Source organism: Ilumatobacter sp., assembly GCF_046290335.1.
Taxonomy (GTDB): Bacteria; Actinomycetota; Acidimicrobiia; order Acidimicrobiales; family Ilumatobacteraceae; genus Ilumatobacter_A.
The window spans coordinates 177,401-198,098 of the sequence record NZ_JBKAGH010000001.1 but is presented as its reverse complement, the minus strand read 5'-3'; the positions used below and the strand labels follow the sequence as shown (position 1 = coordinate 198,098).

At 66.4% G+C, this 20,698-nt stretch carries 20 protein-coding genes; 9 read left to right on the top strand and 11 right to left on the bottom strand.

All coding sequences use genetic code 11. From position 1 onward, the window contains the following. Window positions 1-40 precede the first annotated feature (40 nt). The 4 genes from ACE37B_RS00850 to ACE37B_RS00835 are packed head-to-tail and all read right to left on the bottom strand — an operon-like array spanning window position 41 to window position 3,137. Window positions 41-895, bottom strand: coding sequence for an NAD(+)/NADH kinase (locus ACE37B_RS00850; RefSeq protein WP_409921395.1), 855 nt, complete (start codon window positions 893-895; stop codon window positions 41-43). Next, on the bottom strand, window positions 892-1,650 hold the full coding sequence (locus ACE37B_RS00845; RefSeq protein ID WP_409921394.1) for a TlyA family RNA methyltransferase: 759 nt from the start codon (window positions 1,648-1,650) through the stop codon (window positions 892-894). Before ACE37B_RS00845 ends, ACE37B_RS00850 begins: the two co-directional genes overlap by 4 nt. A gap of 15 nt (window positions 1,651-1,665) precedes the next feature. Further along, on the bottom strand, window positions 1,666-2,271 hold the full coding sequence (locus ACE37B_RS00840; protein WP_409921393.1) for a hypothetical protein: 606 nt from the start codon (window positions 2,269-2,271) through the stop codon (window positions 1,666-1,668). 38 nt (window positions 2,272-2,309) lie between these two features. Continuing rightward, window positions 2,310-3,137: an HAD-IIA family hydrolase gene (locus ACE37B_RS00835; protein ID WP_409921392.1), complete on the bottom strand. Its 828-nt coding sequence runs from the start codon at window positions 3,135-3,137 to the stop codon at window positions 2,310-2,312. A 49-nt stretch (window positions 3,138-3,186) separates the two neighbouring features. Here ACE37B_RS00835 and ACE37B_RS00830 point away from each other — a divergent pair, with 49 nt between their 5' ends. Then, entirely contained in the window at window positions 3,187-4,365 is a 1,179-nt protein-coding gene (locus tag ACE37B_RS00830) for a DUF1015 family protein (protein ID WP_409921391.1), read from the top strand. Window positions 4,366-4,384: 19 nt separating this feature from the next. Here ACE37B_RS00830 and ACE37B_RS00825 read toward each other — a convergent pair whose 3' ends face one another. Further along, window positions 4,385-4,768: a hypothetical protein gene (locus ACE37B_RS00825; protein ID WP_409921390.1), complete on the bottom strand. Its 384-nt coding sequence runs from the start codon at window positions 4,766-4,768 to the stop codon at window positions 4,385-4,387. A gap of 179 nt (window positions 4,769-4,947) precedes the next feature. On the opposite strand from ACE37B_RS00825, the gene ACE37B_RS00820 reads away from it, so the two are divergent. The 7 genes from ACE37B_RS00820 (at window position 4,948) to ACE37B_RS00790 (ending at window position 12,801) form a co-directional block, all read left to right on the top strand. After that, window positions 4,948-5,601, top strand: a complete 654-nt coding sequence (locus ACE37B_RS00820) for a CDP-alcohol phosphatidyltransferase family protein (RefSeq protein WP_409921389.1) — start codon at window positions 4,948-4,950, stop codon at window positions 5,599-5,601. A 5-nt stretch (window positions 5,602-5,606) separates the two neighbouring features. Further along, complete coding sequence (locus ACE37B_RS00815; RefSeq protein WP_409921388.1) at window positions 5,607-6,359, top strand: TVP38/TMEM64 family protein; 753 nt, start codon at window positions 5,607-5,609, stop codon at window positions 6,357-6,359. Continuing rightward, entirely contained in the window at window positions 6,356-7,819 is a 1,464-nt protein-coding gene (locus ACE37B_RS00810) for a dihydrolipoyl dehydrogenase family protein (RefSeq protein WP_409921387.1), read from the top strand. The genes ACE37B_RS00815 and ACE37B_RS00810 overlap by 4 nt, the downstream gene beginning before the upstream one ends. Further along, window positions 7,816-8,007: a hypothetical protein gene (locus ACE37B_RS00805; protein WP_409921386.1), complete on the top strand. Its 192-nt coding sequence runs from the start codon at window positions 7,816-7,818 to the stop codon at window positions 8,005-8,007. The genes ACE37B_RS00810 and ACE37B_RS00805 overlap by 4 nt, the downstream gene beginning before the upstream one ends. A 63-nt stretch (window positions 8,008-8,070) precedes the next feature. After that, window positions 8,071-9,165: an IS5 family transposase gene (locus ACE37B_RS00800; protein ID WP_409922866.1), complete on the top strand. Its 1,095-nt coding sequence runs from the start codon at window positions 8,071-8,073 to the stop codon at window positions 9,163-9,165. Between the two features lie 197 nt (window positions 9,166-9,362). Further along, window positions 9,363-11,786, top strand: a complete 2,424-nt coding sequence (locus ACE37B_RS00795) for a beta-glucosidase (RefSeq protein WP_409921385.1) — start codon at window positions 9,363-9,365, stop codon at window positions 11,784-11,786. Window positions 11,787-11,817: 31 nt separating this feature from the next. Further along, window positions 11,818-12,801 carry a Gfo/Idh/MocA family protein gene (locus tag ACE37B_RS00790; RefSeq protein ID WP_409921384.1) on the top strand — a complete coding sequence of 328 codons (984 nt, stop codon included), beginning with the start codon at window positions 11,818-11,820 and terminating at the stop codon, window positions 12,799-12,801. Between the two features lie 51 nt (window positions 12,802-12,852). Here the strand turns inward: ACE37B_RS00790 and ACE37B_RS00785 are convergent, their stop codons facing one another. Then, window positions 12,853-13,479 carry an FHA domain-containing protein gene (locus tag ACE37B_RS00785; RefSeq protein ID WP_409921383.1) on the bottom strand — a complete coding sequence of 209 codons (627 nt, stop codon included), beginning with the start codon at window positions 13,477-13,479 and terminating at the stop codon, window positions 12,853-12,855. 4 nt (window positions 13,480-13,483) lie between these two features. Continuing rightward, window positions 13,484-14,932 carry a serine/threonine protein kinase gene (locus tag ACE37B_RS00780; RefSeq protein WP_409921382.1) on the bottom strand — a complete coding sequence of 483 codons (1,449 nt, stop codon included), beginning with the start codon at window positions 14,930-14,932 and terminating at the stop codon, window positions 13,484-13,486. 115 nt (window positions 14,933-15,047) lie between these two features. On the opposite strand from ACE37B_RS00780, the gene ACE37B_RS00775 reads away from it, so the two are divergent. After that, on the top strand, window positions 15,048-16,970 hold the full coding sequence (locus ACE37B_RS00775; RefSeq protein ID WP_409921381.1) for a hypothetical protein: 1,923 nt from the start codon (window positions 15,048-15,050) through the stop codon (window positions 16,968-16,970). Between the two features lie 54 nt (window positions 16,971-17,024). On the opposite strand, the gene ACE37B_RS00770 is transcribed toward ACE37B_RS00775, so the two are convergent. From ACE37B_RS00770 to ACE37B_RS00755, 4 genes are read right to left on the bottom strand one after another with little or no spacing between them, the layout of a single operon-like run. Further along, window positions 17,025-17,942, bottom strand: a complete 918-nt coding sequence (locus ACE37B_RS00770) for a hypothetical protein (protein ID WP_409921380.1) — start codon at window positions 17,940-17,942, stop codon at window positions 17,025-17,027. Window positions 17,943-17,960: 18 nt separating this feature from the next. Then, on the bottom strand, window positions 17,961-18,710 hold the full coding sequence (locus ACE37B_RS00765) for an ABC transporter ATP-binding protein (protein WP_409921379.1): 750 nt from the start codon (window positions 18,708-18,710) through the stop codon (window positions 17,961-17,963). Between the two features lie 5 nt (window positions 18,711-18,715). Continuing rightward, window positions 18,716-19,669: an ABC transporter ATP-binding protein gene (locus ACE37B_RS00760; protein WP_409921378.1), complete on the bottom strand. Its 954-nt coding sequence runs from the start codon at window positions 19,667-19,669 to the stop codon at window positions 18,716-18,718. Beyond that, window positions 19,659-20,696: a branched-chain amino acid ABC transporter permease gene (locus tag ACE37B_RS00755; RefSeq protein ID WP_409921377.1), complete on the bottom strand. Its 1,038-nt coding sequence runs from the start codon at window positions 20,694-20,696 to the stop codon at window positions 19,659-19,661. The genes ACE37B_RS00760 and ACE37B_RS00755 overlap by 11 nt, the downstream gene beginning before the upstream one ends. Window positions 20,697-20,698: the final 2 nt, after the last annotated feature.

Sequence of the window (20,698 nt, the reverse complement as noted above, 5' to 3'; positions counted from 1 at the left end):
GTGGTCGTTGCGGATCGAAGGGTGTCGATCCCGAACCCGATCAGCGGTCGGAGAGTCCGAACTTCGACTTCAGGATCTGGTGATAGTGGTACGCACCGAAGCGAACGAATTCGGCCGTGGCGGCCGAGGGACTACAGCGCACGACATCGCCCGACACCAGCACCGCAGCGGCTTGCCCGTCGACCGCGACATCGGCCGAGCGGTGCCCGGCCACCTCGATCTCGACGACTTCATCTGGGCTGAGGACCAGAGACCGGTCGAACAACATGTGCGGTGACACTGGCGTCAGCAGGATGGCTCGATGCTGCGGCGACACGATCGGGCCCCGCGCCGAGAGCGAGTAGGCCGTCGAGCCCGTCGGCGTCGAGACGATGAGGCCGTCGGCTTCGTAATGCGTGAACGGGGCACCGTCGATCCGAGCGAGCAGTCGCACGGTGTGGCCCGACTGGTTCTTTTCGACCACGGCTTCGTTGAGCGCCCGGCCGACCAGCGAACCGTTGACCGCGACGTCGAGCATCATGCGGCTGTCGAGATGCCACTCCCCCGCCTCGCTGCCCAGTGCGAACCGTTCGAAGGCGTCGGCCATCGAGTCGGGTTCGACCTCGGTGAGATAGCCGAGCGAACCGAGATTGACGCCGATGAGGGGGACGTCGGCCCCGTCGAGCAGCGCCACGCTGCGCAACATCGTTCCGTCCCCACCGAGGCTCACGACGACGTCGGCGTCGCCGAGCGACCTGTCGTCGGCGACGTGGTCGAGGCCCAGCACCGCAGCGTCGGTCGGCGGCATCCAGAACTCCACCCCGTTCGCCGCACACCAGGCAGCCACCGTTGCAGCGTGGCGGGCCGCTTCGTCACGCTGGTGATGTGCCACGAGCGCGAGGCGAGCGATGGTCACGCCGGCACCGCCTCGTCGGGCGCCGTCGCATGGACCAGGAACTCGACGTTGCCGTCGGCGCCGGTGATCGGCGACGTGGTCCACCCGTGGACCGTGCAGCCGGCGGCGGTGAGCGCGTCAGCGATCTCCTCGCGCACGCGGTCGTGAATCGCCGGATCCGACACGATGCCGCGCCCCTTGCTCACTTCCTGCCGCCCTGCCTCGAACTGTGGTTTCACCAACAACACCATGACGGCGCCAGGCTTGCACACAGCGACCAACGGAGCGATGACCAGCCGCAACGAGATGAACGACAAATCACCGACCACGCCGTCGACCGGTCCGCCGATGAGGTCCGTGGTGATCGACCGAACGTTCTGGCGTTCGATGTTGGTGACCTGCGGGTCGGCCCGCAACCGCTCGTGTAGTTGTCCGTGGCCCACGTCGACGGCGACGACGTGTGCAGCGCCACGCTGCCGCGACACGTCGGTGAACCCGCCGGTGGACGCCCCCGCATCGAGGAGGCGGAGACCGGCCACGTCGATCCCGAACGTGGCGAGCGCGTGCTCGAGCTTCTCCGCTCCGCGCCCCACGAACCGCGCCGGCGGACCTTCGACGACCACGGCGTCGCCGGGCGCAACCTGACGTGACGCTTTCGTAGCGACCGCACCGTTGACCAAGACCCGGTCCGCGGCGATGAGCTCATGCGCGACGTTTCGGCTCGGGGCGAGCTCTCGGCGAACCAGCTCGGCGTCGAGTCGGCGTCTCGGCGCCATCGGACGTCGCCCGTCTCAGTCGGCGTCGCGTTCAGCGCGGGTGGTGGCGACGGCAGCGACGCCCGACGACCCGACGGCCTTCTTGGCCGGGGCCTGCTTCTTGGCTGGCGCCTTCTTCTTGGCCGGGGCCTTCTTGGCAGCCGCCTTCTTCTTGGCTGGCGCCTTCTTGGCAGCCGCCTTCTTCTTGGCTGGCGCCTTCTTGGCAGCCGCCTTCTTCTTGGCTGGCGCCTTCTTGGCCGGTGCTTTCTTGGCCGGCGCTTTCTTGGTAGTGGCCTGCTGCTTCGCCGGCGCCTGCTTGGTCGCAGTGGGAGTCGACTTCTCCGAGTTGCCGACGCGTTCGGCCAACGATTCGGCGAGGTCTTCGAAGCGGTCTTCGAGATCGTCGAAGCGCTCCGAGAGCCAACTCACCTGCTTGGACACTTCACGCTGGATGATGTCACTCAGCCGGTCGGAGGTCTCGCGTCCCCGCTCGACCAGTTCGTTCACCAGACGCTCGGTGTCACGCTTTTGGATCTCACCCGCCTTGACCAGTTGACGCACGACCGACTCGGCTTGCTTTTTCGACATTTCCCCGAACTGCACGCCGGCATCGAGGAGACGTTGGAGCGTGGAATTTGCCATGTACAGAGGCTACCGATCGCGGTACCGGGCCTGCGCGCTCACGAGGGGTTGATCAGCAGGTCGGCGAGGGCGGCCAGATCGAGGACGTCGATCGACACGGTGACCCTCATGCCCGCGTGGCCGGCGGGTTCGTCTCCGGGTGCGGTCACTCCCGAGCGAACCAACGCGAACGGCGATCCGAGGCGTTCGGCGAACAGGCCATCGGTCTCCGGACGGTCGCCGACCATGATCGCCGTCGCCGGATCGAAACCCGTCCCGTCGTCGAGGAGACGCCGGACGACGTCGGCCATCGGCAGATGTGGTTTGCCACCGATCGTCGGTTCGACGCCCGACGCCGCAGCCACCGCCGCCAGGATCGCGCCGCCACCGGGGTCGAGGCCGTCGGGCGTCGGGTAAGTCGTGTCGCCGTTGGTGCCGATGAGTCGGGCGCCTTGGCGAACGGCGCGAGCCGCGAGCCGCAGACGCTGATAGTCGAAGTCGCGATGCAATCCGACGACGACGGCGTCGATCGCGTCGTGCGCGGTCGCGCCGTCGTTGAGCAGTGGGGTGGCCCCCACGTTCGCGACCGCTTCCATCACCCCTGCGCCACCCGTGACGAGCACGCGCTCCCCGGCGTTCGTGAGCGCGGCGCCCGCCATCGCCGAGCTGACGACGTCGCCAGTGGCCGGGATGCCGATCGCTGCCAACGCGTGTTCGTGTGCGGAGATCAACGCAGCGGAGTTGTTCGTCACGAACACGATGCGTCGGCCGCTGCGACGTAAACGATCGATCGCACCGACCGCACCGGAGATCGGTTGATGCGCCAACCAGACCACGCCGTCGAGGTCACAGAGCACGGTGCGGATGCCAGCAAGATCGATCGTCATCTCGTTCATCGTTGCATCGACCCGCTCGCGTAGGTGGCATCCTGGTCACGTGCCACGTTTCATGCCCTTTCGCGCCCTTCGCTACCGCTCCGACGAGATCGACGACCTGATCGCACCGCCGTACGATGTGTTGTCAGATGCCGATCTCGACGAACTCGGTGCGCGCAGCGAACACAACATCACCCACGTCGACGTCCCTCGCGAGGCGCAGGGCCCTGATCGCTACCAGCACGCCGCAGCGACCTTGCGAACGTGGATCGACGACGGTGTCATGGTCGACGACGACGAACCGACGTACACCCTGTACCGGATGCGCTTCACCGACGCGAGTGGTGCCGAGCGCGACATCGTCGGTGTGCTCGGTGGCCTCGAAGTCGGCCCGTACGGCGAGTGTGGCGTGCTGCCGCACGAGCGCATCACCCCGAAGGCGTCGACCGACCGCCTCGACCTCACCCGCGCCACTGACGCGAACCTGTCGCCCGTGTGGGGGCTCTCGCTGGCGGGTGGGCTCACCGATGTGCTCGCCGAGCCCGGCGAGCCAGTGGCGAGCGTGACGATCGACGGCGTCGAACACACGGTGGAGCGCGTCACCGATCCGCAACGAATCGCAGCCATTTCGGCAAAGGTTGCCACCGATGACGTGTTGATCGCCGACGGTCATCACCGCTATGGCGTTGCCCAGGCGGTGCGAGAAGAACGGCGGGCCGCGAGCGGCGACGCGGGCGCCGCGGAGGAGACACTCGTGTTCGTCAGCGAGCTGGTCGAGGAACAACTCAGTGTCGAGGCGATCCACCGGTTGTACCGCAGCATCGACGTCGACGAGTTGGTCAGCGCGCTCGACGTCGGCTTCGAGCGCTCCGACGCCGGCGACCTCGACGACACGACGCTGGCCCAGATGAACGAACGCGGCGCGCTGTGCCTGATTCGCCCGAACGCCATCGAATGGCTCACCCCGCGACGGGGCGTGTTCGACGAGGTTCGCTCGCTCGATGGCGCATGGCTGGAGCACGTGTTGGCAGATGTCCCTCACGAGGTCGACTACCAGCACGGCGTCGACCGCGTTCGTGATGCTGTCGACACCGGCAGCGCCGTGGCAGCGGTACTCATTCGCCCGGTGAGTGTCGCCGAGATCGAACGAACCGCACGCGAAGGCGTCGTGATGCCACCCAAGTCGACGTTCTTCACGCCGAAGCTGCTCACCGGGCTCGTGATCCGCAGCCTGGCCTGACCGACGTCACGCCGAGCACTCACGCTCCGACACCGCCGCAGCGTTTGGCGACGCTGGCCAGCAATGACCTCGTCGTAGCGCGTCGTCGCGCCGGTACCAGTCGGTCGACGACGACTTCGGTACGGCTCTGGGTGACTCCGCCTGCGCGAAAGAACCTGCGCCGCACCGTCCCGACGACGACGACTTCGGTGCCCGCCGTACTCACGGTCACGTCGCTCGCGGACGGGTCGTGCCAGACCACGGGCACGCTGGTCGTTCCGGTATCGAGTTCGGTCCGCAGATCGAACTGTCGGACGAAGCCGCCCGCGGCCAGCGTCCGTTCGATCGGGTCGGCGGCGATGATCCCGAGAAGGACCACCACGTTGGTCACCACCTCGGCCGGTGGCGATGATTGGTCGTGCATGTCAGGTCTCCTGCTCAGTTGCTGAAGCGGGAGGGAGTCGGTGCCAGCGAGCGTAGTGAGACCCTGTGACGGAGTTCCGACGTGGGCGGCGCCACGACTGCGGGTCGACCACGTTGCCAAACGCGAAACATCGCGTGCCGCGGGAACGCTCCTCCAATCTGCAAGGTTTCGCCCTGACGATGATGGACTCGCGCCTGCGCCCCGTGAAGGACCGGCTGCTCGGTCCGGTCGCGCGTTCGTCGATCGGTCGGCTCGATCCGATGGTCATCTCTGGCTGTGCGCTCGCGCTCGGGGTCGCGTCGGCGGTCAGCGCCGCCGCCGGGCTCGTCGTCATCTCGGTCGCGCTCTGGCTCGCCAGCAGACTGGCCGATGGCGTCGACGGAGCTGTCGCGAGAGAGTCCGGACGTGCCAGCGACATCGGGGGGCTCGTCGACATCGTGTTCGACACGGTCTCGTACGCAGCGATTCCGATCGGGTTGGGATTCGCCGTCGACGACCGCGCCGGGTGGATCGCTGTCTCCGTCGTGCTCGCGACGTTCTACGTCAACTCGCTCTCGTGGGCGTACGTCGCCGCGCTGCTCGAAAAGCGCGGGGCCGCACAGCGCACCTCGGCGCGACCGATGACGGCATCGCCGAACCGGACCAGCACCGTGATGCCGAGAGGGCTGATCGAGGGCACCGAGACGATCGTGCTCTTCACCGTCGCGCTCGCCGTCCCCACCTGGTCGACGACGGTCTGGTGGACGATGGCAGCCCTCGTCGCCGCCACGACCATCGAACGTCTGTGTTGGGCGCGTCATGCGCTGGATGCCACCACATGGGGTGCCTCATGACGACGATGAGCGCATCCACGACGACCACGTCAGGGCGCGCCCTACGATGGGGGCAACGCATTGGCATCGTCACGCTCTGGCTCGTCGCGTTCGTGATGTGGCGGAACTACCGCCAGTCGAATGATCTGTCGACGCTCGAGGCCGGGCAACGCTTCATCGACACCGTCGGCACCGCCTGGTGGGGCGCCCTCGCGTTCATCGGCGTCTACCTCGCTCGACCACTCGCACTCTTTCCTGCGTCCGTGCTCACCGTGGTCGGAGGGATCCTGTTCGGGCCCTGGCTTGGCATCGCGATCGTGGTGATCGCTGCCAATGCGTCGGCGATGGTCGCCTTCGGTGTCGGACGCCTGCTCGGCCGCCCTCCCGGGGCCATCGAGCCGGTCCCCTCATCCGAGGCGTCCCCGTCGTCCCCCTCGACGTTCGTGGCGCGCTGGAGCCACACGTTGCGCACCAACAGTTTCGAGACTGTCTTCGTGATGCGTCTGATCTTTCTTCCCTACGACCTCGTCAACTACGCCTGCGGTGCACTTCGCATCCGGTGGACCTCGTTCCTGCTCGCCACCGCACTCGGATCGCTTCCCGGAACGATCTACTTCGTCCTGCTCGGTGCATCGCTCGAGCGACTCGACGAGGGCATCGGTGGCATCGATCCGATCGCCATCTTCGCCAGCGTGGCGATCTTCGTCGCCAGCATCGCCATCTCTCGACGACTCAAACGACGAGGACCCGTCCGCCCGACCGACCTGGAGACCCCATGACCGCCAGCGCGACCAGCATCACCAGCAGCCTTCCGACCGGATTCGACCCGAATCGCACCTACCGCGCCGCGGTGATCGGCGCGGGTTCGGGTGGTCTCACGATGGCGATCGGTTTGGCCGGGTTCTCCCACGAGGTCGTGTTGATCGAGGCGGGCCCGGTTGGCGGTGACTGCACCAACGTCGGATGTGTGCCCTCCAAGGCACTCCTCCACGCCGCTGCCCACAGCATCGAGGACCCCTTCGGCTACGTCCGGGCCAAACGTGACGACCTCGCCGGCCGCGAGGAGGTCGAGATGGACGAGCACGACACGATCCACTTCCTGCGCGGTCGCGCTCGCCTGACCGATCAGCGCTCACCACACGTCGTCGCGGTGGCCCGACCGGACGGATCCGAGGTCGAGGTGCGCGCCGAGAACGTCATCATCTGCGCCGGGTCGAAGCCCGTCGAGTTCGCGATCGAGGGAATGCCGAGCGAGCGCGTGCTCACGAACGAGACCCTCTTCGACCTCGACGAGATCCCCGGCCGCATCGTGCTGATCGGGGGTGGCGCGATCTCGCTCGAGATGGCGACGGCCTTTCGCGATCTCGACGTCGAGGTCCACATCGTCGAGCTCGCCAACCGCTTGATCGGCAACGATGACCCGCTCGTGTCGTCGACGATCCAGGCGGCGCTCGAAGCACGTGGGGTCATCATGCACATCGGGACATCGATCGAACGCTTCGACGCCGCGACGAACACGGTCCACCTCGCCGACGGCGATCAGATCGACGGGGTCGACTACGCCCTCCTCGCGGTCGGGCGACGGCCACGACTCGACGGGTTGGGGCTCGACGTGGCCGGAGTCGACCACTCACCGAAGGGCATCGTCGCCGACGACTGGGGTCGCACCAGCGTCGAGCGCATCTGGGCCGTCGGTGACATCACCGGCAACACGCTCACCACCCACGGCGCCAACGCCATCGGGCGACGCGCCGTGCGAGCGATCGCGCTTCCCTACCTCCTCACCACCGGCTCGCCGCGAGCCATGCCCAACGCGGTGTTCTGCCGACCGGAGATCGCGTCGGTCGGCATCTCGGTCGAGGAGGTCGCATCGAAGAATCGAGCCGGGCGACGTCGCTATGAAGTGCACTTCGCCGACACCGACCGGGGCTACACCGACGGCGTGGAGCACGCAGTGGTGATGGTCGATGTCGAGCGATTCACCGGCAAGGTCCTGCGCGCGGCGATCGTCGGTCCGGCCGCTGGCGAGATGATCGGTCTGTTCACGATGGCGATCGACCACGGCATCGGTCTGCGCAAGATGTTCGGCACCGTGCATCCGTATCCCGCCTACGCGCAGGCCATCGGCAAGCTCGTCGACGACTTCGCTCGTGATACGTATCCGGCGCTGCCGAAGGAATGGTTCGCGATGATCCGAGGGCGCATCTTCGACCGGTTCCGGCGCCGAGTGTCGCGTTGAGTTCGGCGTCGATCGCTGCTTGGTGGTCACCCGACACCGATGCCGGCGTTGCTGTTCAGGCCCTGGTCACGCTCGCCGTTGCCCTCGTCGGCGCCTGGTTCGTGCGACGCGAACCGTCGCTGCTCCTGCTCGTGATCGGCGTGACGATGGTCGTCATGGGCTGGTACGGCATACGCGGTCTCCACTAGCAGGGTGCTGAAAAACCCGGATTGGTGCTCGCGTTCTGTGTCTGGATGGAAAAGAATGGGGTCATGCGTGGAACGCCTGATCGTCAGCTTGCTCTGTTGTCGTCGTTGAGCACCGAGGACCTGATCCCGGCCGAGCACCCGATCCGGAGGATCCGTGTGGTGGTCGACACCGTGCTTGCCTCGATGGACACTTCGTTCGAGGCGATGTATGCGACGTCGGGACGTCCGTCGGTGCCGCCGGAGCAGTTGTTGAAGGCGTCGGTGTTGATGGCGATGTACTCGATGCGTTCCGAGCGGGCGTTCTGCGAACGCCTCAACTACGACATGTTGTTCAAGTGGTTCCTCGACCTCCCGATCGATGCAGCTTCGTTCGACGCTTCGACGTTCTCCAAGAACCGCCAACGCCTCCTCGACGCTGACATCGCCGACGAGTTCTTCGCCGCCGTGGTCCGCCAGGCGAAGCTGCGCCGGTACATGTCGTCGGATCATTTCTCCGTCGACGGCACCTTGTTGCAGGCGTGGGCGTCGCACAAGTCGTTCAAGCCCAAAGACGACTCGGGCAGCGACAACAACGAGGGCCCAAAGGGCCGCAACTCCGAGGTGCAGTGGCACGGCCAGAAACGCTCGAACGACACGCACGCGTCGACGACCGATCCGGACGCACGCTTGTATCGCAAGTCGAACAACACCGCCGCCCAGCTCTGCTACGCCGGTCACCTCTTGATCGAGCACCGCTCGGCGTTGATCGCCGATGCCGAGGTGACAGCGGCGACCGGGTTCGCAGAACGTGACTGCGCGATCGACATGTTGAAACGACTGCCGAAGAGTGGTCGGCGAAGAACGGTGGCGGGCGACAAGAACTACGACACGAAGAACTTCGTGAAAGACGTTCGCGCCGCCGGGTTCACGCCGCACGTCGCGCAGAACAACACCAACCGAAGATCGGCGATCGACGCCAGAACGACCCGCCACGCCGGCTACACCGTGTCGCAGCGGATCCGAAAGCGGGTGGAGGAACCGTTCGGCTGGATCAAGACAGTCGGCCAGGGCCGCAAGGTCCGCTACATCGGCAACGACCGGAACCGGGCCTGGTTCAAGATGGAAGCCGCCGTCTACAACCTGATCCGGATCACGGCCCTCGACGCCGCAACCGGATGAAGATCACCTCGGCAAGGTCGCCACCGGCCGCCTCCGGAGTCGGGGATCAGTGAGCGATCACCCGAAACCGACAACGGAGATCCCCGAAAACTGACATCGAAGACCAAGCCAGCGCAATGACAACGAGGCGGGCCGCCCTCGATCCGGGCGTCCCGCCCTCAGACCCCGAATTTCAGCACCCTGCTAGACCGGTCGCCATGAGCGACACGATCCCCGACCCGCGGCACGCCGCGGACGACGACCTCCGGCATGTCGTCGCGTCGCTACCGCTCCCGCGCCGGATCGAGCTGTTGTCGGGCTCGGGCTTCTGGGCCACCACGGCGATCGAGGAGGCCGATATCCCCTCGATCGTGCTCACCGACGGCCCGCACGGTGTGCGGCGTCAACCTGACGACTCCGATCACCTCGGGATCGGCAATTCGATACCAGCCACGTGCTTCCCGACCGCGTCGCTGCTCGGCGCCACGTGGGATCGCGACCTCCTCCACGAGGTCGGTGCTGCGCTGGGCCGCGAGGCGCGCTCGCTCGGCGTCGGGGTGCTCCTGGGACCGGGTCTCAACATCAAGCGACACCCTGCCGGCGGACGCAACTTCGAGTACCTCTCCGAGGATCCCGTCGTGTCGGGGCACCTGGCTGCGGCCATCGTTCGCGGGACCCAGTCGGAGGGCGTGGGCGCATGCCTGAAGCACTTCGTTGCGAACAACCACGAGTCGTATCGCATGGTGGTCGACGTGATCGTCGATGAGCGAACGTTGCGTGAGCTGTACCTGCGCGGGTTCGAGATCGCGGTTCGCGAGGGCCGGCCGTGGGTCGTCATGACCTCGTACAACCAGGTCAACGGCCAGTACGTGTCCGACAGCCGACACCTGTTGCACGATGTACTGCGCTCGACGTGGGACTTCGACGGCGCGGTCGTCACCGACTGGGGTGGCATCCACGACCGCGTCGCAGCGGTTCGTGCGGGTACCGACCTCGAGATGCCGTCGAGTGGCGGCGCCTACGACGCCCTGGTCCGACGCGCCGTCGAGTCCGGCGAACTCGGCGACGACGAGGTCACCGAACGAGCTCTGGCCGTTGCCCGACTGGCACGACGTAGTCGTGCGGCGCACGAGCGGCTCGGTCCCGTCGAGATCGATCACCTCGAGCAGCATCGGCTCTCTCGTCGTGTCGCCGCCGCCGGCACCGTGTTGCTCACCAACGACGGCACACTGCCGCTCCGCAGCGACGCCGACATCGCCGTGATCGGCGCATTCGCTGCTCGGCCGCGACTGCAAGGCGCTGGAAGCTCCTCGGTCGTTCCGACTCGCGAGGACGCCCCGCTGCGGGCGCTCGAGGAGCGAATGACCGGACGAGTGCGCTATTCGGACGCCTACGACCCCGACACCGGACGGAGTGATCCGTCACGTCTCCGCGCCGCAGCGGAACTCGCTGCGACCGTCGACGTCGCCGTGGTGATCGTCGGGCTTCCGGCGATCGACGAGGCAGAGGGCTACGACCGAACCTCGCTGTCGTTGCCAGCCGCCCATGACGAACTCGTCGCTGCCGTGTGCGCAGCGAATCCCCGCACGGTCGTCGTGGTGCAGAGTGGCGCTCCCGTGTTCATGCCGTGGGTCGAGCGTGCTGGCGCCGTCGTGTTCGCCTACCTCGCAGGGCAGGCCGCCGGGAGTGCCTTGGTCGACGTACTGCTCGGAGAGGCAGAGCCCGGGGGTCGTCTCGCCGAGACCATGCCGGCCTCGATGGCGATACCGGCCAACGAGAACTTCCATGGCCGCGGGCGCCAGGTGCAGTATCGGGAAGGCCTCTACGTCGGCTACCGCTACTACGACACCGCTGGAATCGCGCCGCGTTTCGCATTCGGCCATGGGCTCTCGTACACCACGTTCGAATGGTCCGACCCGCAGGTGACCGGTTCGGGGACCGACCTCGACGTCTCGGTGACCGTCACCAACACCGGACTGCGGCCCGGCAGTGACGTGGTCCAGTTGTACGTCGCAGGGCCCAAGTCGTCCCTCGATCGGCCGGACAAGGAGCTTCGAGAGTTCGCGAAGGTGTCGCTCGACCCCGGCGCGTCGAGCACCGTTCGCCTGCACCTCGACGAGCGTGCGTTCGCCCATTTCGATCGCAGGAGCGAGGCGTGGGTGGTCGAACCCGGACCTCGGACGTTGCACCTTGCCGCTTCGGCGCTCGACGTCCGCCACCGCCTCGACGTCACGGTGGGAAGCGTGGAGGTGTCACACGCCGATCTCGAACCTACCCCCCGCCCGGCTCGACGGCGAACGCGTTTCCTCTCGACAGCAACGGAGTTCGAAGCGATGCTGGGTCGCCCGATCCCGGCGCCGACGCCCGCGTTGCCGTTCACCCTCGACACCGTCGTCGAAGAACTCGACACCACCCGTCTCGGTCGAGTCGCTCGACGCGGCTTCGAGCGGATCGCCGCGCAGCAGTCGGCGAAACTCCTCGGAGACGATCCCGACCCGGTGCTGGTCAAACTGTCGCAGCAGATGCTGCGCGAGGCGCCGCTTCGCTTCCTCGTCTCGATGAGTGCCCATCAAGGCGCCCGCAGCGCCTTCGAAGCGCTGACCGCACTCCTGAGCACGCTTCGTCTCACGGGACGTCGCTGAGATCGCCCGACGCGGGCGCTAGTTTCGCGAGATGACGACGACCTTGCGCTGGGGCATTGCTTCCACGGGGCAGATCTCGACGTCGATGGCCACGGCACTCGCCGCCATCGACGGCGCCGTGGTGTCCGCGGTCGGATCCAGAACGCAGGCGGCCGCCGACGCCTTCGCCGCCCAGTTCGACATTCCCCACTCGCACGGCTCCTACGACGAACTCTGGGCCGATGACGACGTCGACATCATCTACGTCGGGTCGCCCCACAGCGAACATCATGCGATGACGACCGCAGCACTCGAAGCCGGGCGCCACGTCCTGTGCGAGAAGGCGTTCGCGATCAACGCTGCCGAGGCCAGCGAGATGATCGACACCGCACGTCGCCACGACCGGTTCCTGATGGAAGCGATGTGGAGCTGGTTCATGCCCGCCTGGCACGACCTGCGGTCTCGTCTCGCCGACGGAGTGATCGGTCGCGTCGTCACCGTCGACGCCAACTTCTGCATTCCCGTGCACGACCCCGACGGTCGACACCGTCGCCCCGATCTGGCCGGAGGTGCACTGCTCGACCTGGGCATCTACCCGCTGTCGCTGGGCCGGTTCCTGCTCGGTGAGCCAACCGACGTGCGCGCCCTCGGCACGCTCACCGAGCACGCCGTCGACGCGACGCTCGGTGGGGTGATGCGACACGCCGACGGTGCCGTCACGACGTTTCGCACGTCGCTCGACGCCATGTCGCGCCTCGATGCGACGATCGTCGGTACCGACGGCTCGATCACGATCGACGCACCGTTCTGGTGCCCGACGAGCTTCACGATCCGCCCGGCGGGATCCACCGACGACATCGAACGCGTCGAGCATCCTCACCGTGGCCTGGCCCACGAGGCCGAGCACGCCATGGCGCGCATCGCAGCCGGGGCCATCGAGAGCGACGTCCAGACCTGGGCCGCAACCCTCGCCAACATGGAGTTGATGGACGAGATCCGCCGACAGGTCGGTGTCGTCTACCCCGACGAACGCTGAACGCCCCCGGGCGATGTCTCGTCGACCAAGCGGCCTTGCGACTGTGTGCTGTCAGACAGCGAGGCGAAGCCCGCGGCCGCGCACCACCTCCACGTAGTCGGCACTCATCTGCAGGGGCCGCAACCGGGCCTTGAGCCGCTTGACTAGCGCGTCGACAGCCTCGGCGCTGACGCCTTCTGCGGCAACGTCTGCCCACACGACGTCGACGACACAGGCCCGCGACACGACGTTCCCGCGATGGCGATCGAGGAGTTCGATGAGCACCTGCTGGCGCGACGACAGCGGGGGTTCGACCCGTTGCGCATCGACCCACACCGCGCGGGTCTCGGGATCGATCCACACGCCGATCAATCGTCCGATCGCCGGCGCGCCGGGCGTCGCCATCGGGTCGATGAAACGGAACGACTCGACTCCGGCGATCACCACCAGGTCACCGTCGCGCAACGGTCGGCCCTCGCGATCGACGCGGGACCCGTCGACGAAGGTGCCGTTGCGACTGCCGAGGTCTCGAATGAGGTAGCTGTGATCGGTCCGCTCGATCTCGGCATGATCACGCGACACCGCTGACACGGCAATGCTGATCGGATGGTCGGGGTCTCGGCCGATCGACGTCGTGCGCGCCACGAGATCGTGGAGGTCCCCTGTCGAGACGCGTCGCAATCGCGCGTGGACGGCCATGAGGTCACGTTGCCAGATCGGGGCACGATTGGGCGGCTCCGAACACGATTTCGTCGACGACCACCGAGCCGTCCGAGCCGTCTTTGAAGATGGTCGGTACCGCGTATGCGGCGCCCGGTGGGGCGACCGCGCGTGTCGTGCTCCTGGTCCAGTCGGGTCCGGCAACGGAATTTCCGAGTTCGATCCCGTCCCGTTCCATGGTGAGCTGGTCGAAGTCGGCATCGAGGAAGTCGATGTACACCGCTGAGGTCTCGACGGCGCCATCGGCGCGCAGGGCAGGCGAGAACACGTAGGTGATGCCTTCGACGATCGCAACGGTCTCCCCGTACAACCCGTACTGTCCGGCGCTACCCAGCCGTAATGCGGCCGTGCCATCGACGCCACCGTCGCGGACCCGAATCGCCGTGTTCGTGTCGTCCCCACCGTAGAAGTGCGCCGGTAGTCGGGCATCATCGAAGTCGGCGACGGCAACGAGATTGCACGCCAGATCGCGCGCTGTGCCCGCGGGTCCGACACGATCTTGCTGCGCGCTCGGTTGCGCAGCATCGCCGGAGGCGGCGGTCCACCAGAAGGTCCCGGCGGCGGCAAGCGCGGCGAGCGCGGTCACGCCGATCCCGAGCAATCTCCGCTGTCGTCGACTTGGCGGGGTCGACCATCGCTCGTCGCGCTCGAAGAGCTCGGCGAAGCACGCAGCGGTAGCCGGGCGATCGTGCGGGTTCTTCGCCAGTGCGTGGTGGAAGGCGCCGTCGATGCCTGCTGGTAGCGATGGTCGGTGTTCGCTCGCCAGGACCGGTTCGGACGACGCGTGGTGGGCAAGCATGGCAATCGGCGTCGCGACGTCGGGAAATGGGAACGCGCCAGTGGTGGCCTCGTACGCGATGAGTGCGAGCGCATAGCGGTCGCTCGACGGCCCCGGAAGCGAACCTGCCGCGACCTCCGGAGCGGCGTACCGCGGCGTCACGACGAGGTCGACGCCGGTCGTCTCGTCGACTGCCGCTGCGTCGTGCGTTCGTGCCGAGCCGAGATCGATGACGGTGATCTCGTCACCGGGGCCGACCAGCACGTTGTTCGGCGACAGGTCACCGTGCACGACCCCGGCACGATGGAGCGAGTCGAGTGCTTCAGCGAGTCGGCGAACGAGTCGGCGTGTGCGGTCGAGGTCGAACGGAGCCTGCTCGGCGAGCAGTCTCGCCAGGGTGGAGCCGTCATGCCACTGCGTGGCCAACCAGCTGCGTTCCCTGGTCGATCCGACATCGATGGCGCGCACGACGTTCGGATGGTCGACCGCTCGCAGCCGTGCTGCTTCGAGTTCGGCGCCATCGGGACGGTCATACACCTTCACCGCGACCCGCGTGCCGTCTCCCGCAACCCCGCGGAAGACCTCGCCTGAGCGTCCGCGCGCAACCGGGCCGTCCACCGTGTAGGTGCCGTTGTCACCGACGAACACAGTCACCCGTCCAGTATCCCAGACGTCGCGCGACTCGTCGCCCGCACATCGCCGCCGCATCGCCTGGTCGACGCCCGGTTGACGCCCGGTACGGCCCGAACGTCGTGGTTACGGTCGCTCCATGGACGTCACGAGGCCCGCTCGGTTCTTCTCCCCACGAATTCATGGCAGGCGCACACGAATGCACCATGTTGTGGCACGGTGCTTGGTCGTCCCGTTGCTCGTCACCATGCTCGTCGCTGCTGGCTCATCCTCGGCGAGTCCTCCCCCCGTCGCAGAGAGCGTGGCGGCGATCGTGTACGACGACGCGCTCGGTGACGGCTTCGCCGACTGGTCATGGGCTGAGAGCGACCTGTCCACCAACGAACACGTGGCGAGCGGCTCCGCAGCCATACGCGTCGACATGGCACCGTGGGGGGCTCTGTCATTCGGCGCCGAGGCCCCGCTGTCGATGTCGCCATCACTGGCGCTGCGATTCTCGGTGCACGGCGGCGACAACGCGTCGGTGACACTGCGCGTGGTGGCGATGGACGGGTCGTATCGGGCCGCCGGGGCGGGCGTCGTCGTGACAGCACCCGGAGATCGCTGGACTGCGGTGTCGATCCCATTCGCCGATCTGGGCGCTCCGACCGCGATCGGCGGGATCTGGTGGCAGGACGTGAGCGGTACCGATCCGGCCCCGATCTACCTCGACGACATCGTCCTCGTGGCCCCTGCTGCGCCGGCGCCCGTGCCCGGCACGACCCCGACGCCAGAAACCGATGCAACGTGGGCATTCGAGGAGACCTTCGACGGCATGCCCACGTCGCCGTCGCAGAGCTTGTTGCCCTCGTCGTTCGACTACGTGGCGACACACCGCAGCCATCCCAAGGAGCACTTCACCGCGGACTACACCCCGTTCCTCGCCGACCATGCCGACGACTGCACCGGACCCAATCCGGCGATCTCGCCACGACCCCAACGCTTGATCCGCACGACCCAGGACTCGAACGGGTCGAACCCGGATCCGAGCTTCTTTATCTGCCACGGCCACATGATGTCGTCGATGGGTGACGTCGCGGGCTACTCGGTGTCATCGTTCTGGCCACGCCAGGAGTTCGACTTCGGCAACGGTGGCACACTCGAGTTCGACGTCAGTCTCCACGACGGCCATGGCACCAGGAGTTGGTGGGAGGTCATGATCGTGCCGCGCGACGAGCTCAGGGTGGCACCGGGCCCCGACGATGCTCCGATCAGCGAGCGCTACCCGGAGAACCGCATCGTGCTCGACTTTCGCCGCAACGTCCGCACGATCAAGGTGGGAACGGGCGAGCTCGCCCCCGCAGGTTGGATCGTGAACGAAACCCAACGCGGCAGGTGGGACTTCGCCTGGTGGCGCGACCTCCATCCGGACGATCCGGCGCTCGACGACGGACGGATCCGCCGTACGATGCGCGTCCGTCTCGACACCGACCGCATCGTGTGGGGCATCGAGACTCCCGATGGGTCCTTCGATGAATGGAGCGTCGAGGTGCCCGGCGGACTGCCGTTGGAGCAGGGTCTCGTGCTGTTCAAGACCCATGCCTACAATCCGACCAAGGACGGCAACCTCGACACCTACACGTTCCACTGGGACGACATCCGCTTCGATGGACCGGTGGTCGGTCGCTACGACGTCCGCGAAGCCGACGATGTCGTCGATCTGCAGCGAAACGGACATCGACCGATCGGTGACAGCCAGACGGTGACGATCGACCTGGAGGACATCGGCCGCAACCCGGTGCTGTTCGGCCAGATCCACCAACCCAAGCGCGGCCAGGTGTTGCTGAGCCTCAACGGCGGACAGAACGTCGAGGTCTCACCTGACCAGTACGACATCGACGACTGCTTGAGCACGGATTGGAAGAGCTTCCGCTACGAACTCGATCCGTCGCAGCTCCGTGTCGGCAGCAACACCTTGACCTGGACCGTTGGCCCTCGTCCGAACTGCACGTACGAACGAGACACGCATTGGGATGGATTCTCGGTGAAGTTCTTGCAGATCCAGTCCGACGCAGCGACCTGACCCGACCAGATCGTCGCGACCAGATCGGCGCGACGGTGCATGCACCCGAACCCGTCAAGACGGGTAGTCGGCGTACGACGCTTTGAAGACGCCTTGGTGCAGCAGGACCGTCGCGGCGTGGACGCCCGAGTCGGCATCGACCACCGTCGACTCGGTCCAGTACGACTCGACCGCTCGACTCTGCCCGACCCCGACCACGCTGTGGTGCACCACATAGGGGCGCCCCACGAACACCGGCCCGTTCACGAAACGCACCTCGAGGTCGATGAACAGCCCGACGGCGGGCCCGCGCACCGGGAAGTGGGCCCCCTGCTTGTGTGCGAGCACGCTGAGCATCTCGGTCGGCACGATCGGCTCGCCCCACGGCGAATCGCCTCCGTCGTCTGGCGACCGATACCACGACGACGACTCGGTGATCACCGCCAGCTTGTCGGCCAGCGTGAACGGATACAGCGCCCCGTTGTGCTCGTCGAATCGCATCGTGACCGTGACAGGATCCGAGGTCATCCCGATCTCGAGTTGGTCGACGATGAACAACTCGCCAGGATCACCCAGACCGCGCTGGCGGCGCGTGTCGAGTTCGGTCGCCGCATCACTCAGCGAGGCGGTACCGGCGAGTACCGGCGTGCCGTCACGTTTCACCGCGCCGATGGCTGCGACGTCGGCACCGGTCGGAGCGAGCGACGCCTGCACCTCCTCGCCCTCCACCACCATGTTCAGGAAGTGCGAGCTGATGCACCCTCGCTCGAACCACGCGTTGCCCCAGAGCGCCACCGCGAGCGGGTCGAACTGGCTGAAGTGCGTCGGGCCTTCGATCGGCGCGCCTGCCAGACCCAGCTTGGCGGCCTCGGCCTCGTCGTGGACGCTGGCGTGACCGCCGTACTCCTGCTCGGCGAGCATCTGAGCCGGGCGTCGGAACGGCCCCGTCGACGATCCGTCCTCGCCCGTCGCGATGATGGTGCTGAACGTCACGATCGCGACACCGTCCCGTCAGTCCTGGTGGGACTTGACGAGCGTGCCGAGGTAGAGCTCGATGACCTTCGGGTCGGTCAGCAGTTCACGGCCCGTGCCCGTGTAGGCGTTGGCACCCTGATCGAGGACATACCCGCGGTCGCAGATCTGCAGGCATCGACTGGCGTTCTGCTCCACCATCACGATCGACACGCCAGCCTTGTTGATCTTGTGACACCGGATGAAGACCTCGTCTTGCAGCGCGGGTGACAAACCAGCCGACGGCTCGTCGAGGAGCAGCACCGACGGGTCCATCATCAAGGCGCGTCCCATTGCGAGCATCTGGCGCTCACCACCGGACAACGATCCGGCCCGCTGGTCGGCTCGCTCGACGAGACGCGGGAACATGTCGCCGACGACCTCGTAGCGCTCCTTGAACGTCTTGGGCTTCAAGAACACGCCCATCTCGAGGTTCTCGAGGATCGTCAGCGCCGGGAAGACGTTGTTGTTCTGCGGGACGTAGCCGATCCCGCGGCTCACGAGGGAGTGAGCCGCCATGTTCGTGATGTCCTCGCCGCGCAGGCGGACCTGGCCGTCGCGGATGTTCACGAGACCGAACATCGACTTCACCAACGTCGACTTGCCGGCACCGTTGGGGCCGATGATGCCCACCAACTCGCCCTCGCTCAGCGTGAGGCTGCAGTCGTTGAGGATGTTGACGCCGGGCACGTAGCCAGCAACGAGATGGTCGGCGATGAGGAGCGGCTCGGGGGTTGCGGTATCGGTCATCGAGATCACATCTCCCGGTCGAGGTCGAGGGCTGAGTCGTGTGACGAGCCGAGGTAGGCGTCGACGACCGCCTGGTTCTGGCCGATCGAGGCCGGTGGGCCTTCGGCGATGATCTTGCCTTCGGCCATCACGATCACCCAGTCGCTGATCTCTTGGACCATGTCCATGTCGTGCTCCACGAACAACACCGTCATCCCCTGATCTCGCAGGCCGGTGACGTGGCCGAGCAGGGACTGCGTCAATGCAGGATTGACGCCAGCCATCGGTTCGTCGAGCATCACCATCTTCGGCTCGACCATCAGCGCCCGGGCCATCTCGAGCAGCTTTCGCTGTCCGCCCGACAACGTGCCGGCGAACTCGTCGCGCATGTGATCCATCTTGAAGTGCACGAGCAGCTCGTCGGCTCGGCGCTCGATCTCGGCTTCCTGCGCCTTCCACGTGAACGGCAGCAGCGTGCGCCACAGCTTCTCGCCGCGCTGGCCGGTGGCGCCGAGCTTCATGTTCTCGATCACCGTCATCTTCGACAGCGCCTTCGTCAACTGGAACGTACGGACCATGCCGAAGTTGGCGATCCGGTGTGCCGCGACCTTGTCGATCGGCTGACCGTCGAAGACTCGGGTTCCCTCATCGGGCGTGTCGAAGTTGGTCAGCAGATTGAAGAACGTCGTCTTGCCCGCGCCGTTCGGTCCGATGAGCGCCGTGATGACCCCTCGCTGGATCTCGACGTGCTCGACGTCGACGGCGGTGAGGCCGCCGAAGCGACGGACCACGTGGTTGGCGACGAGGATCGGATCGGGCTTCTTCGCACCCGGCTCCCAGGGAACGTCGGCGAGCGCAGCGCGAGCCGCCGATACATCGACGTCGAGTTTCGGGAGGGCTGCCAGACCAGGGGCCGGCTCGTGCGACTTGGGTCCCGCATCGGGGATCAGTTCGTCGCCGTCTTTGAATTCAGCGATCATCGAGTGCCATCTCTTCCTTGTTGCCGAAGATGCCTTGAGGTCGGAATGCTGCGAGCAACGCGAGCCCGATCAGCATGAAGCGAACCTGACCGACCTGCGTACCGCTCATCACCGAATCGGGGATCAGGTCGTTGTCGACCGCTTGACGCAGGAACACGTCCGTGAACCCGAGCACGGCATACAGCAATGCTGCGCCGATGAGCGGAGCGAACACCTTGCCAGCGCCGCCGAGGATCAACGCCACCCACACGAAGAAGGTCACGTCGGTGATGAAGTTGTCGGGCTGGGCCAGCGAGAAACCGATCGCACGAAGCATGCCGCCGATCGCACCGAAGATGCCGCCGAGGACGAGCGCCTGCATCTTGTAGGAGTAGGCGTTCTTGCCGAGGCTGCGTGCCGCGTCTTCGTCCTCACGAATGGCCTTGAGCACTCGACCCCACGGACTGCGGATGATCAGCCAGCACACGAACGCGGAGATCGCGAGCACGATCCAGCCGACGATGACGAGGAACATCTGGTTGCCGATGAACAGGTTGAAGAAGTAGCGCTGGTTTGCCTCGAAGGGGCTCAGGTCGTAGAAGGTCCGGGAGAACCCGCTGAGGCCGTCGGAGGCTCCGGTGAACCAGTCGAAGCGTGGCGAACGCATCGTCAAGCGGATCATCTCGGCCACGGCGATCGTGACGATCGCCAGATAGTCGGCGCGCAGCCGCAAGGTCGGAATACCCATCAGGAACGACAAGAACAGCGGCACGATGATCACGCCGACGAAGACGCCGAGTAGGAACATCCAGCCATCGCTGATGTTCAACTTGAAGATGCCCTCGTCGTCGTTCAAACGAGGGCCGATCGTCACGACGATGATCGCGAGTCCGTACGCACCGGCCGCCATGTATGCGGCCTGTCCGAAGTTCAACAGTCCGGTGAACCCGAAGTGCAAGTTCAGCCCGATGGCCGCCAGGCCGAAGTAGATGAACTGCTCTCCGATGAGACCCCGGAACGTGGTCTCGATGATTGCTCCCCAATCCATGA

Excerpts from the sequence above, each read along its gene's own strand:
- ACE37B_RS00845 (WP_409921394.1), bottom strand. The coding sequence starts at position 1,650 with ATGGCGCCGAGACGCCGACTCGACGCCGAGCTGGTTCGCCGAGAGCTC.
- ACE37B_RS00840 (WP_409921393.1), bottom strand. The coding sequence starts at position 2,271 with ATGGCAAATTCCACGCTCCAACGTCTCCTCGATGCCGGCGTGCAGTTC.
- ACE37B_RS00835 (WP_409921392.1), bottom strand. The coding sequence starts at position 3,137 with ATGACGATCGATCTTGCTGGCATCCGCACCGTGCTCTGTGACCTCGAC.
- ACE37B_RS00825 (WP_409921390.1), bottom strand. The coding sequence starts at position 4,768 with ATGCACGACCAATCATCGCCACCGGCCGAGGTGGTGACCAACGTGGTG.
- ACE37B_RS00820 (WP_409921389.1), top strand. The coding sequence starts at position 4,948 with ATGATGGACTCGCGCCTGCGCCCCGTGAAGGACCGGCTGCTCGGTCCG.
- ACE37B_RS00815 (WP_409921388.1), top strand. The coding sequence starts at position 5,607 with ATGAGCGCATCCACGACGACCACGTCAGGGCGCGCCCTACGATGGGGG.
- ACE37B_RS00810 (WP_409921387.1), top strand. The coding sequence starts at position 6,356 with ATGACCGCCAGCGCGACCAGCATCACCAGCAGCCTTCCGACCGGATTC.
- ACE37B_RS00800 (WP_409922866.1), top strand. The coding sequence starts at position 8,071 with ATGCGTGGAACGCCTGATCGTCAGCTTGCTCTGTTGTCGTCGTTGAGC.
- ACE37B_RS00795 (WP_409921385.1), top strand. The coding sequence starts at position 9,363 with ATGAGCGACACGATCCCCGACCCGCGGCACGCCGCGGACGACGACCTC.
- ACE37B_RS00790 (WP_409921384.1), top strand. The coding sequence starts at position 11,818 with ATGACGACGACCTTGCGCTGGGGCATTGCTTCCACGGGGCAGATCTCG.
- ACE37B_RS00785 (WP_409921383.1), bottom strand. The coding sequence starts at position 13,479 with ATGGCCGTCCACGCGCGATTGCGACGCGTCTCGACAGGGGACCTCCAC.
- ACE37B_RS00775 (WP_409921381.1), top strand. The coding sequence starts at position 15,048 with ATGGACGTCACGAGGCCCGCTCGGTTCTTCTCCCCACGAATTCATGGC.
- ACE37B_RS00765 (WP_409921379.1), bottom strand. The coding sequence starts at position 18,710 with ATGACCGATACCGCAACCCCCGAGCCGCTCCTCATCGCCGACCATCTC.
- ACE37B_RS00760 (WP_409921378.1), bottom strand. The coding sequence starts at position 19,669 with ATGATCGCTGAATTCAAAGACGGCGACGAACTGATCCCCGATGCGGGA.
- ACE37B_RS00755 (WP_409921377.1), bottom strand. The coding sequence starts at position 20,696 with ATGGATTGGGGAGCAATCATCGAGACCACGTTCCGGGGTCTCATCGGA.